Genomic DNA, 12,399 nt, shown 5'->3' with positions numbered 1-12,399 from the left:
GTTCCCACCCTCTGGCACACCGTGCCGTTCTTGACTTATCGTCCAATGACAACGTTCCTGAAACAGAGCAGAGGCCACATGAAGATCACCGGCTGGGAAGTACTCACCCTCCCCGACCGCGGCGACGCGATGATGCTCGTCGCGGTCGACACCGACGAGGGCATCCACGGCATCGGCGAGGTCGGGCTCCGCTCCCGCCAACGGGCCGCCGCCGGCGCCCTCGAACACCTCGGCGCACTGATCGTCGGCGAGGACCCGCTGCGCACCGAGCACCTGTGGCAGCTGATGTTCCGCTCCGGCTTCTACCCCGCCGACCGTGTCATCGCGTCCGCGATCGCTGCGATCGACGTCGCACTGTGGGACATCCGCGGCAAGGCGTACGGCGTACCGGTGCACCAACTGCTCGGCGGTGCGGTGCGTGATCACGTGCCCTGCTACGTGCACGTCGGTGACGGGATGGCCGATCGCCCGCGCTTCCTCGACCGCTGCCGGGCGCTGGTGTCCGACGGGTGGCGGCATCTGCGCTTCTCCGTCCCGCACGACGCCGACGTGCTCGACGAACGACGTACCCTGCGGGAATCGATCCGGCTGTTCCACGAGGTCCGCGATGTCGTCGGCGACGAGATCGAGCTCATCCTCGACGTCCACACCCGCCTCGACCCACCCGAAGCGGTCACCCTCTGCCGCGAGATCGAGTCCGCCCGCCCGTACTTCGTCGAGGACGCACTCCGCGCCGAGCACCCCGACTCGTACCGCATGCTGCGCGCGCGAACCGGCGTACCGCTGGCGGCCGGGGAACAGTTCGCGTCGAAGTGGGAGTTCGCGCCGCTCCTCGAGAACGAACTGATCGACTACGCCCGCGTCGACATCGCCATCGCCGGCGGCCTCACCGAGGCCCGCAAGATCACGGCCGCCTGCGAAACCCACCACATCAAACTCGCCACCCACAACCCCCTCGGCCCGGTGACCGCGGCATCATCCCTGCACCTCAACCTCGCCACCCCGACTGCCGTCATCCAGGAACACCAGGCCGCCCCCGACCCCGAACTGGCGTCCTTCTTCACCCACCTCCCCACCATCACCCCCGGCCGAGTCCACCCCACCACCCTCCCCGGCCTAGGCATAGACATCGACCGCCCCCGAGCCCGAGCCCACACCGCCAACCCCCGCCCCCTCCCCACCCTCCACCGCCCCGACAACTCCTACACCAACTGGTAACACCACCAGCGGTACGGCGTTGCAGGAAACTGCAACGCCTGTGGATAACGCACCGGCCGAACACCCTCCGTATGCGACGCTTACACCACCCGCATCGTTGAACGGAGCCCCCATGCCGCGCCGACCGGCCCTCGGACCCACCACCGCAGCCCTCTGCGCCCTCCTAGCGCTAACGGCCTGCCAAGGCTCCCCAGAGGCCGGCCAACCCAACACGGCACCCGCGTCCTCGCCGTCACCGTCATCGGCGACTCCGACCAACTCCCCCGAGGCGCAAGCCGCGGCGGCACAGGCCGGGTACCGCGCCTACATCGCGGCCAAGGTCGCGACGGCCGCCAGCGGTGGAACCAACGTCGCCGGACTCTCGAAGGTTGCGACCGGCGTGATGCTCAAGACCGAGCTGAACCAGGCGGCGACGTACAAGGGCCGGCGGTGGCACGCGGTCGGGAACATCGAGGTGATCTGGACCAAGCCGCTCAAACTCGGCACTGCCGGCTCCGGTGGGCAGATCGCTGAAATCACCGTCCAGGCCTGCGTTGACGCGTCCAAGGTGACCGCGGTCGATGCCCAAGGCAAGAGCGTGAAAGCAGCTGGTGCACCCACCCGCTGGATCGACGAGATGCACATGCGCTTCGAGCAGAGCGCTTGGAAAGCATCCGAAGGAATGAATCAGGCTTCCAAATGCTGACCACGCTCGCAGCCACCGCGCTGCTCGTCGCGGTGCTGGCAGCCCCGACAGGCGTCACAACCGACCCACCGCCCTGCCGGAAGGACGTGATCTCCGGTCAGTGCGAGCTACAGGCCAGCGATGACGGACATGACCCGACGGAGGCGGTGACGACGAAGCCTGGGAGCAAGAAGCCTGGTGGGTCTGACTGTGTGTACGAAGGGCAGGTCGTGCCGTGCCGAACGGCTGACGGGTTCTTCGACGCGGCGTCACATTGCTACCTGACCCCAACCGAATCCGCGGTCACGATGCAGGGCAGCGACTGGCCGCCGGGCACGAAGTTCTACCGGTGCTGGGTGATTCTCGGCGTCGTCGACGGCAAGCCGGAGGGCATCGAGCGGTTCGAGCCCGTAATCCGGCCACCGGGCGAGAAGCGGACTATTGATCCGCGGGTGGCTGCTCAGCAGGTGGTGAAGACGATGACCTTTGTGGCGCCGCAGCTTGGGTTGTCGCCGTATGTGCAGAGTGCGAATCAGGTCGGTGTCGTGAACGTTCCGATCTGGATGTGGGCCACCGATCCGGGGCCGACCACCACCGGTCCGCAGACGAAGACCGCGGCGCTCGGCGGGGTCTCGATCACCGCGACCGGCACCGTCGATCACATCGAATGGTCCATGGGCGGCGGCAACACGGTCACCTGCAAGGGCGCCGGTACGCCGTTCACCAAGGCGATGGCAGCCGGCAAGTCCCTCAAGGACATGCCCACGTCGCCGACCTGCGGCTCCAGGTACACCAAGACCTCGCACTGCGAGAAGGCAGGCAACTACCCCGTCACCGCGACGGCGTACTGGAACGTCCACTGGACCGGCGGCGGCATGCAAGGCGACATCCCCCTCAACTTCAGCCGCTCACTCCCCCTCCAGGTCACCGACCTCCGCCCGGTCCTCGTCGACCCGAACGGCGGCTCGGCGACCACGTCGATCCCACCGCGGAACTGCGGCGGCTGACGCCGCGGCCGGGGCTGTGGATGACGACCGCAGCTCGTGGACGGAAAGGACTAGATTCGGCGCATGACGAACTGGCCATCGGTCGACGAGGTCCGGGCTGATCTTGCCGGCGTGCTCGCGAGGTTCCGCAGCGGGCAGACGCGTGCGTTCAGCTTCGGGAACGGCGTACCTGAGGCAGTTGTCCTGCCGTACGACGAGTTCGAGGACCTTGATGGCGCGGAGACGTTCACCGGTTTGAACGACGTACTCACGCCGGCCGAGCTCGCCGAGCGGTTGCCTGCTCTGGTCGCGACCGGTTCCGGGTTGCCCGTGGCGTGGGGCGACGGGGGCGAGGCGCAGGCGGTGGTGATGTCGACGACGCAGTACCGCGACCTCCGAGGCGACGACCACCCGCCACCGGGCGTCATCGACGACCCCACCGTCCGCACGTACAACACTGAGCCACTCCCCACCAGCCGTCCCCTCGACCTCGACGACTGGGCAGCCCGGATGGGCCCAGAAACCCAAGAACTACTGGAAGAACTCCGCCGCGAGCAAGAACCCCGGCGGGCCTGAGGCAGCCCTTCGGCGCGAGGTACTGCGGACGATGATCGACCTCGCCAGCGGGAAGACCGACGGTCACCACGCGCTGACCTGCGCGCCCGGCGAAGGAGACCTGCGGGACTGCGTGACGGCGTACCTTCGATCGGATCCGCAACGTCCCGCGGACTACCGGCTCGTGTTCCGCGAGATCGGCCCCGCGACACCGAACGGACCGGCGCGCCGTGAGCTGCTGGCCATCAAGCCTCGTCGTGGGTCGAACAACATCTATGCGCAGGTCTGTGCTCGTCTGCACCGCCATCCGAATGATCGCCAGCCAGGGCTCAACCGGTATGACGACTGGACGCGGCGAGGAGTCGGTGCCACGAACCGCCAAGCTGAGCTGGACGCCAAGCGTGCGATCGCTCACGCGTGGGACGGGCAACGACCGCTCCGGTCCTCGCGACCGCTCGCCGTCGGCGGATCGCCGAGAGCCCCGGCCTCATCTCCGCAACCCTCTCTCAGTACGTCGGTGGAGAGTCGCACCCAGGTTGACGATCGCCCTGGGATGCGGCGTGGTCGGCCCGGGCCAACTGGCTGGCCTGAGCGCGGTCGGTGAACGCAGTTTCGTCGAGGTTGCCTGGGGCAACTGGTTAGTGGGTCCAGTGGTGGTAGAGGTAGGACTCCAGGGTTGCGATGGTGGTGTAGAAGGCGTGGGTGCGGCGGGCTACTCGGGGGTCCAGCCAGTTCCAGTTGGCGAGGTGGCCGTACGCCGCGACGGTGTCGGCGAGGGTGAAGAGGGCTAGGGATGTTGCGATTCGTCGCGCTCGGGCTCGGCCTGGTGTGTGGAGGGCGGTTGAGAGTAGGCCTCGGCTGGCGATGTGGGAGGTCATGGCGACGGATCGTTCGATGAGGACGAACTGGTCGACGACTAGAGAGTGCTGGCGGACCGTGCGCCATTGGTTGAGGGTCTCTGGATCGGCTGGGTGTGCGATGCCTAGGGCCAGGACGTAGAGGGCTTCGATACCGCCCACGCCCGCGCCGAATGCCACGACCTGGCCGGGGGCTGAGGGGCGGCGTACGGCGAAGGCTAGGGCGGTGCAGCCGAGTTCGGCGGCCGCTGAGATCGCCCCGCGTTGGGCGGCATGCGCGAGCATCGAGCGCCGCCCCGCGCTCGGAGCGGCACTCGGCATCCCGGCATCGGCCCGCTCCTCGCTAGGCACAGCTCCCGTGATCGCCGGGACGGCTCGCTTGATGATCGAGGCCAAGGCCCAGCTGGCTGCTCCGGCGAGGGGCCAGGTGAGGGAGACGTGGCGCGACCTGGCGACGGCGATGGGTGCGGCGGCCAGGGCGACGATTCCCAGCGTGCCGATCGCGCCGGATGTGGTCTCCGAGATCTTGTTCGAGGGACCGGTCACTCCTCGTCTGCCGGGGCGGCTCGGAAGCGCTCCTCCTCGGCCGGCACCACCTCGATCTCTGGAAGGTCGGACTCCTCCACGAGGACGACGGTGTTGACGACGACCGACACCGCCGGCTGCGTCCCCTTCGTGACCACTCGGACGGCCGGCTTCGTGCCCTTGGTGATGATGCTGACCAGCGGCTTCGTCAACGGGAACGCGAGCTGCTCGTCCCCTAGCGCCTCGGGTTGCTCGAACCGCAGGCTCGACCGGATGGCCTCTTCCTGCTGGACGTCGAGCTCGTAGCCGGCTTCGTTGAGCGCCCGCACCGGGTCACTGTCCATCGCCTCCGCGAAGGACGGCTCGGTGAGCACTCGTTCCAGCAGCAGCGCAAACTGCTGCTCGCTCTCTGATACCGGGATGTACCTGTCCGGCATGGCTCCTCCCTACAGCTTCACGGCACCGGCCATCACAGCGGCAGGTGTCGTAGTGGCCGGCGCGCGACGTCCGCGCGCCGTTCCTTTCCGGTGTTCCGGTCCCGCGCGTACGCCACGGTGCGCAGATTCGGCAGCGCGTGGCTCGAGCCCCTGACCAGGTCCTCCGGGAAGTACAGACTGATCGGCTCCGGATGCCCGTACTCGATCATCACGCGATCGGGGTTCCGGGCCCGGGACAGGTACATCAACGCGCGTACCTGCCGGCTGATGTCCCAGATCTCCTCCGGCGTCAACTGGACCCCGCTGCGGAACAGGTACAGGTTGCGGAAGAACCCGAACTCGTCGTACATCACTTCGCTGACGTCCAGGCGGTCACGCTGCTCCTGCCACAGCCGCGAGCCCGGGATCTGGCAGTACCACTGGAGCAGCAGCCGGACGCCGTACGTCGCGTAGAGTTTCGCGGCGAACGCGATGGTCCGGCGTACTTCGGTCACGGTTTCCCAGGGCAGGCCGAGAATGAAGGAGAAATCGGCACGGTCCGCGATTCCGAACTCGACGAGTTTCTGCGCCGCGCGTTCCAGAATGTCGGTGGTCGTCCCTTTCCCGATCTTCTTCAGACCTTCGTCGTACCCACATTCCGCGCCGACCAGGAACTGCCCGGTGAACTCGGCGATCGACTCGACGTACCCGGGGAACAACAGGTCCGTGGCCCGCGAGTCGTACACCAGGCTCGGTGTCATCCCGCGGCGCCGGATCGACTCGGCGATGCGGATCGCGCGGCGCGGATTCATCGAGAACTCGTCATCGATGATGTGCACGAATCCGGTGTTGGTCCGGCCGGTGTACTGCGACAACGCCTCGAGGCGATCGACGAAGGCCTCGGGTTCGAAACTGCGATAGCTGCGGCGGTACGACGTACTGCAGAACGAGCAGTCGAACGCGCAACCCCGCGACGACTCGATCGACAGCCCCTGGAAGACGCCCGGCTGCAACTGGTCGTAGTCCGGCAGCGGAGCCGCGGCGAGATCGTCCGGGGTGAGCTGCCGGGCGACCGGGTTCCGCACCAGTTCGCCGGACTCCGACATCCAGCTCAGATTCGCGACGCCGGCCACATCACCGTTGTCCTGTACGGCGTTCGCGAGCTCGACGATCGCCCGTTCGCCCTCACCGCGGACGACGTACTGCACCGGGAACGTCCGCAACAGGTACGCGTCGAACATCGTCGGGTGAATACCGCCCAGCACGATCGGCACGTCCGGCCGCGCGGCGCGGATCTGCACGATCACCGACAGCGCGGTCGGCCAGGACATCGACGTCGCCCCGATCCCGACGAGCCCGGCCTCGGCCACCTGCGGCAGGTACGCGTCGATCCGGTCCGATCCGTCCGCGATCAGGTCGACCAGTGTCGCGTCGTGCCCGTTGGCGTTGAGCACCGCCTGCAGCAGGTACATCCCGTAGGCGGGACATTCCCGTACCGCATCCATCGCAATCGGCTTCGGATCGCCGGCGAAATCGTCCATGATCGGCGGCGAAATCAACACAACCTTCATCGCGCCCCCATTTCCCACCCGGCGACGAAGAATCAACTAATTGATTGAGATGTGCGCTCCTGGTAAATACAAAGCACATTCCAGCGTGCGCTTCCGGTCATCACGTGTCAAGCACGCCGGAACGCGGACCGGCTCCCCCGCGACACGGGGGAGCCGGTTTCGTGCGTTATCGGATCAGCGCAGGTCGAAGCGGTCGAGCTCCATGACCTTGTGCCAGGCGGCGACGAAGTCGGTGACGAACTTCTGCCGCGCGTCGTCACTGGCGTAAACCTCGGCGACGGCGCGAAGCTCGGAGTTCGAGCCGAACACGAGGTCGGCGCGGGTTCCGGTCCACTTGGTCTGGCCGTCGACGGTGGCCTCGAACGTCTCCTGGCTGTCGTCGGCCGCGTGCCACTCGGTGCCGAGGTCGAGCAAGTTGACGAAGTAGTCGTTCGTCAGCGTGCCGGGGTTGTCCGTCAGCACGCCGTACTTCGACCCGTCGTAGTTCGCACCGAGAACTCGCAGGCCGCCGACGAGGACCGTCAGCTCAGGCGCGCTCAGGGTGAGCAGGTTCGCCCGGTCGAGCAGCAGGTACTCGGCCGGGAGACGGTTGCCCTTGCCGTTGTAGTTACGGAACCCGTCGGCGACCGGCTCGAGCGCGGCGAACGAGTCCGCGTCGGTCTGCTCGGCCGACGCGTCCACCCGACCAGGCGTGAACGGTACGACGACGTCGTACCCGGCGTTCTTCGCGGCGATCTCCACACCGACGCCGCCGGCGAGGACGATCAGGTCGGCCAGCGAGACCGACTTCCCGAACGACTGCTGGACGCCCTCGAGCGTGCGCAGCACCTGCGCGAGCTCGTCGGGGTTGTTGACCTCCCAGCCGCTCTGCGGCTGCAGGCGGATCCGCGCACCGTTGGCGCCACCACGCTTGTCGCTACCGCGGAACGTCGACGCCGACGCCCACGCGGTCGAGACCAGCTGCGCGACCGTCAGGCCGGACGCCGCGATGGCCGCCTTGAGCGCGGTCACGTCGGCGTCGCTGAGCGGCTCGTGCTCGACGGCCGGCAGCGGGTCCTGCCAGATCAGCACCTCGCTCGGGACCTCTGCGCCGAGGTACCGGACGATCGGGCCCATGTCGCGGTGGGTCAGCTTGTACCAGGCGCGCGCGAACGCGTCGGCGAACTCTTCCGGGTTCTCGTGGAAGCGGCGCGAGATCGGCTCGTAGATCGGGTCGAACCGCAGCGACAGGTCGGTGGTGAGCATCGTCGGCAGCTTCTTAGCGCCGTCGTACGCGTCCGGGATGATCGCCTCGGCGTCCTTGGCGACCCACTGGTTCGCGCCGGCCGGGCTCTGGCTGAGCTCCCACTCGTAGCCGAACAGGATGTCGAAGAAGTCGTTCGACCATTGCGTCGGCTTCGTGGTCCAGGTGACCTCGAGGCCGCTGGTGATCGCGTCCTTGCCCTTGCCGGTGTTGAAGGTGCTCTTCCAGCCGAGGCCCTGCTGCTCGATCCCCGCGCCCTCGGGCTCCGCGCCGACGTTCTCGGCCGGGCCGGCACCGTGGGTCTTGCCGAACGTGTGGCCGCCGGCGATCAGCGCGACGGTCTCCTCGTCGTTCATCGCCATCCGGCCGAAGGTCTCGCGGATGTCGCGGGCGGCAGCGATCGGGTCCGGGTTCCCGTTCGGGCCTTCCGGGTTCACGTAGATCAGACCCATCTGGACCGCACCGAGCGGACGCTCCAGGTCGCGGTCACCGGAGTACCGCTCGTCGCCGAGCCAGGTGGTCTCCGGGCCCCAGTACACGTCGGTCTCCGGCTCCCAGACGTCCTCGCGGCCGCCGGCGAAGCCGAAGGTCTTGAAGCCCATGGTCTCCAGCGCGACATTGCCGGTGAGGATCAGCAGGTCGGCCCAGGAGATCTTCTGGCCGTACTTCTTCTTGACCGGCCAGAGCAGCCGGCGGGCCTTGTCCAGGTTGCCGTTGTCCGGCCAGCTGTTCAGCGGCGCGAACCGCTGCTGCCCGGCGCCGGCGCCACCGCGGCCGTCGTGGATCCGGTACGTGCCGGCGCTGTGCCAGGCCATCCGGATCATCAGCGGGCCGTAGTTCCCGAAGTCGGCCGGCCACCAGTCCTGCGACGTGGTCAGCACCTCGGCGATGTCGGCCTTCACGGCCGCCAGGTCGAGCGTCTTGAACGCCGCGGCGTAGTCGAACTCCTCCCCGAGCGGGTTCGACACCGGCTGGTTCTTGGCCAGGATCTTCAGGTTCAGCTGGTTCGGCCACCAGCCACGGTTGGCGTTCCCGCTGGTCGGGTGCACGCCCTGACCGTGGTTCACCGGGCAGCCACCGGTCTCGGCGCCGCGGCTGTCCGCGGAGGCCTCGCCGGGCAGGGGCTCATGGTTCTCGGACATCGAATTCCTTCCAGAACTGGACGTTTGTCAATCGAAGATCAGGTACGGCGTGAGCAGTCGGCGCACAGCCCCCAGTAGATGACCTCGGCCTCGTCGATGACGAACCCGTGGTCTTCGGACGCGGTCAGGCAGGGCGCATGCCCGACCGCGCAGTCGACATCGGCGATGGCACCGCACGACCTGCAGACCGCGTGGTGGTGGTTGTCCCCCACCCGCGACTCGTACCGTGCGACCGACCCCAACGGCTGGATCCGCCGCACCAGCCGCGCTGTCGTCAAAGTGTGCAGCGAGTCGTACACCGCCTGGTGCGAGACCTCCGGCAATTCGTTGCGCACGGCACCGATAATCGAGTCCGTGTCCGCATGCGGGTGATCGTGGACCGCGGCCAGCACCGCCACCCGCGGCCGGGTCACCCGCAACGAAGCCCCACGCAACAGATCCTGGAGCTCATCCACCGTCGGCACGTTCCGCAGTCTTCCGCCTTTTCTGGAATGAGTCAAGATTAGGCTCAGATTGAGACAGGCGTGTCGCGCCCGTCAGGGCTTGATGTTCTCCAGATCTTCCAGCAGGCCGGGATGTTGCGGCGTCCAGCCGAGCACCTGCCGCGTGTGCGCGCTGGAGGACGGCTGATCGGTCGCGAAGATCGGCCCCAGCGGCCCGAAGGTCTCCGGCGCCACGGACTCGACCGGGAGACCCAGCCGCCGCCCGATGACCGCCGCGATATCCCGTACGGCGTCCCCCTCGTCGGCGACCGCATGCCACGCGGTCCCGGCCGGCGCGTTCTCCAGAACCAACCGGAAGAGCACGGCCGCATCGAGCGCATGCACAGCAGGCCACCGCTGCGAGCCGTCGCCCGGATAGCCGGACACACCGCTCTGCCGCGCGATCTGGGTCAGTAAGCCGGCGAACCCGCCGTCGCCTTGGTTGTGGACCGTGCGCGGCATCCGTACGGCGGCACTCCGGACACCACGCGACGCCAGGTCGAGCGTTGCCATCACCGCGCGACTGCGACCACCAACCGGGCCATCGGTCGGCAGCGGGTCGGCCTCCGTCGACGGTCGGCCAGGCACAGCCGGCGTACCCGAAACCGTGACCAACGGACGGTCGCTGCCCGTCAGCTCCTCCCCCAGGGCCGCGAGCGCGGCTCCCTCCTCGGCAATGCCCGCGGCGAGTGCTTCGGGGCTACTGAAGTCGTTGCTGAAGGCAAGATGAATCACCCCGTCAGCCTTGGCCGCGCCGGCGCGGACCGCGTCCAGATCGGCGAGCCCGCCGCGAACGGTCGTGGCACCGACAGCCCGGAGGGCAGCCTCAGACGCGTCGGAGCGCGCGAGGCCGAGGACGGCATGACCGTTCCCGAGCAGTTCACGGACGACCGCGGACCCGATCAGACCAGTGCCCCCGGTCACGAAAACCTGCATGAGATGCTCCTCAGAAGTGATGGGACTCTTGTCTCATCACCGTAGCACCCGATGGGACAAGAGTCCCATCACCTAGACTGACCGCATGGCTCGTTGGGAACCCGGTGCGCGCGACCGACTGGTCCTGGCCGCGGTCGACCTGTTCGCCGACCAGGGGTACGACGCCACCACGGTCACGCAGATCGCCGAACGCGCCGGCGTCACCAAGAGCACCTTCTTCCGCCACTTCCCCGACAAGCGCGAACTCCTCGTAGCCGGCCAAGACACCCTCAGCCGCCTACTGTCCGAAGGCATCGCCGCCGCCCCCGAGAACGCCACACCCCTAGAGGCAGTCGCCGCCGGCCTAGAGCGCGCCTCGAACGCCATGGGCCCCATGAACCGCGAGCTCGCCCCACGCCTGAAAGCAGCCATCGCCGCCAGCGCGGAACTCCAGGAACGCGACGCCCTGAAAAGCGTCGGCCTAGCGACAGCCATGACAGCCGCCCTCCGAGCCCGCGGCGTACCCGATCCCCTCGCCCACCTAGCCGCCGAACTCGGCCTCCTAGCCTTCAAACAGGGCTACGCCGACTGGGCCGAGCTAGAACACGACGAGGGCGGACTAGCTCCTCATACCTTGGCTGCTCTGGAGGGTCTCCGCGCCGCAACCGCATCCCTCACCTGAGCAAACAGCCGCCGACTCCCAACCGCGGCGCCCAACCCCGGAGCCGAGCGAAGCGAAGGCGCAAGGGGGTGCGGGTGGCGGAGCCCCCGCACGCGGCAAGCGAAGCGCAGCCGCACGAAATGACGAAGGCGACCCGGTCCGCGCTTTCCGCGGACACGAGTCGCCCATCGACTTCGTGGAGCTGAGGGGATTCGAACCCCTGGCCTCTTCGTTGCGAACGAAGCGCGCTACCAACTGCGCCACAGCCCCGAGTCGGTCGCTCGGTTTCCCTTGCGACCGCGAAACTCTAACACGCCGAGCCCCGCAGACTAAAACCGGATATCAGTCGCCGACGGCGCGTTTCACCTCGGGCTCTTCGAAGGGCTTCGGCGCGACGGTTTCGGCGACGGCGGGCTTGTCCGCAGGGTCGCTGATGCGGGCGCTGGAGAAGACCGCGTCGTCGGTCAGGGAGATGGTCCGGACCGTCCGGTCGGGGGCCTTTTCCTTGAGCACGTAGGTCGGCAGCGTGACCGGCACCGGGTCCCACAGGCCTTCGGACGCGGGCTTGTCCTCCTGCACCGGAGCAGGGGCCAGCGCAGGCTCGGCGGGGAGCTTGACCTCGATGGTCATCTCGTCGTCGGCCGACGGCGCGGGCTTGCCGGCCGGGCCGCGGTCGTGCCGCGCCTGGGCACGGGCTCGCCGTTCGGCGGCGGCCGTGGCGCGCTCGTGGGCCTGTCGCCGCAACTGCACACGAGTGAGTACGACGAACCCGAGGATCAACGCCCCGGGTACGGCGACTGTCCACCACGGCAGCATCGCGAGACCGGCGAGCGCCACGACGGACAGCAGGGACAGCGTCAGGATCGACAGCACCCGCCGACGGCGCATGGCGGCCACCCGGCGGGCACGGTTGGGGATGTACTTCGTGGGTGGCGAGGGGTCGTCCGCGGCGACAGCACTGGGCGGACGTACGACGTACCGCGTCCGCGACGGGTCGCGGGACAGTACGCGCGCCTCGTCCGATGACGGCACCACCGGACGCCGCCGCGCTTCGTCGCCTCGCTTCAGCCACATCGGGACGAGGTAGGCGGCCCAGGCGGCGACGATCGCCACGTAGATCAGCCCTGTCGTCCCCATGCGATGACGCTAAAGCGCGGCGGGGGC

At 68.2% G+C, this 12,399-nt stretch carries 12 protein-coding genes and 1 tRNA gene; 5 read left to right on the top strand and 8 right to left on the bottom strand.

Going from position 1 to position 12,399, the window contains the following annotated elements; genetic code table 11:
* Positions 1-78 precede the first annotated feature (78 nt).
* The 4 genes from ACWGID_RS14965 (at position 79) to ACWGID_RS14950 (ending at position 3,444) form a co-directional block, all read left to right on the top strand.
* Entirely contained in the window at positions 79-1,218 is a 1,140-nt protein-coding gene (locus tag ACWGID_RS14965) for a mandelate racemase/muconate lactonizing enzyme family protein (RefSeq protein WP_452197028.1), read from the top strand.
* Between the two features lie 112 nt (positions 1,219-1,330).
* Complete coding sequence (locus ACWGID_RS14960) at positions 1,331-1,903, top strand: hypothetical protein (RefSeq protein WP_452197027.1); 573 nt, start codon at positions 1,331-1,333, stop codon at positions 1,901-1,903.
* Positions 1,897-2,889 (top strand): hypothetical protein, encoded by a 993-nt coding sequence (locus tag ACWGID_RS14955; RefSeq protein WP_452197026.1) that lies wholly within the window; start codon positions 1,897-1,899, stop codon positions 2,887-2,889. Before ACWGID_RS14960 ends, ACWGID_RS14955 begins: the two co-directional genes overlap by 7 nt.
* Before the next feature lie 63 nt (positions 2,890-2,952).
* On the top strand, positions 2,953-3,444 hold the full coding sequence (locus ACWGID_RS14950; protein WP_452197025.1) for a hypothetical protein: 492 nt from the start codon (positions 2,953-2,955) through the stop codon (positions 3,442-3,444).
* Positions 3,445-4,061: 617 nt separating this feature from the next.
* Here ACWGID_RS14950 and ACWGID_RS14945 read toward each other — a convergent pair.
* From ACWGID_RS14945 to ACWGID_RS14920, 6 genes are all read right to left on the bottom strand, one after another.
* Positions 4,062-4,826 carry a hypothetical protein gene (locus ACWGID_RS14945; RefSeq protein WP_452197024.1) on the bottom strand — a complete coding sequence of 255 codons (765 nt, stop codon included), beginning with the start codon at positions 4,824-4,826 and terminating at the stop codon, positions 4,062-4,064.
* Positions 4,823-5,242: a hypothetical protein gene (locus ACWGID_RS14940; RefSeq protein ID WP_452197023.1), complete on the bottom strand. Its 420-nt coding sequence runs from the start codon at positions 5,240-5,242 to the stop codon at positions 4,823-4,825. The genes ACWGID_RS14945 and ACWGID_RS14940 overlap by 4 nt, the downstream gene beginning before the upstream one ends.
* 32 nt (positions 5,243-5,274) lie before the next feature.
* Positions 5,275-6,792, bottom strand: a complete 1,518-nt coding sequence (locus ACWGID_RS14935; protein ID WP_452197022.1) for a B12-binding domain-containing radical SAM protein — start codon at positions 6,790-6,792, stop codon at positions 5,275-5,277.
* A gap of 174 nt (positions 6,793-6,966) precedes the next feature.
* Positions 6,967-9,177, bottom strand: a complete 2,211-nt coding sequence (katG, locus tag ACWGID_RS14930; RefSeq protein ID WP_452197021.1) for a catalase/peroxidase HPI — start codon at positions 9,175-9,177, stop codon at positions 6,967-6,969.
* Positions 9,178-9,215: 38 nt separating this feature from the next.
* Complete coding sequence (locus ACWGID_RS14925; protein ID WP_452197020.1) at positions 9,216-9,632, bottom strand: Fur family transcriptional regulator; 417 nt, start codon at positions 9,630-9,632, stop codon at positions 9,216-9,218.
* A gap of 81 nt (positions 9,633-9,713) precedes the next feature.
* Complete coding sequence (locus ACWGID_RS14920) at positions 9,714-10,595, bottom strand: SDR family oxidoreductase (protein WP_452197019.1); 882 nt, start codon at positions 10,593-10,595, stop codon at positions 9,714-9,716.
* Between the two features lie 85 nt (positions 10,596-10,680).
* Here ACWGID_RS14920 and ACWGID_RS14915 point away from each other — a divergent pair, with 85 nt between their 5' ends.
* The gene (locus tag ACWGID_RS14915) at positions 10,681-11,256 is read left to right on the top strand and encodes a TetR/AcrR family transcriptional regulator (RefSeq protein WP_452197018.1); all 576 of its coding nucleotides are present in this window, start codon (positions 10,681-10,683) and stop codon (positions 11,254-11,256) included.
* Positions 11,257-11,432: 176 nt separating this feature from the next.
* Here ACWGID_RS14915 and ACWGID_RS14910 read toward each other — a convergent pair.
* Positions 11,433-11,505, bottom strand: a tRNA-Ala gene (locus ACWGID_RS14910).
* Between the two features lie 72 nt (positions 11,506-11,577).
* Positions 11,578-12,372: a divisome protein SepX/GlpR gene (gene sepX, locus ACWGID_RS14905; RefSeq protein WP_452197017.1), complete on the bottom strand. Its 795-nt coding sequence runs from the start codon at positions 12,370-12,372 to the stop codon at positions 11,578-11,580.
* Between the last annotated feature and the right edge of the window lie 27 nt (positions 12,373-12,399).

The organism is Kribbella sp. NPDC054772, assembly GCF_053611945.1.
This window is presented reverse-complemented; position numbering and strand designations above follow the sequence as displayed.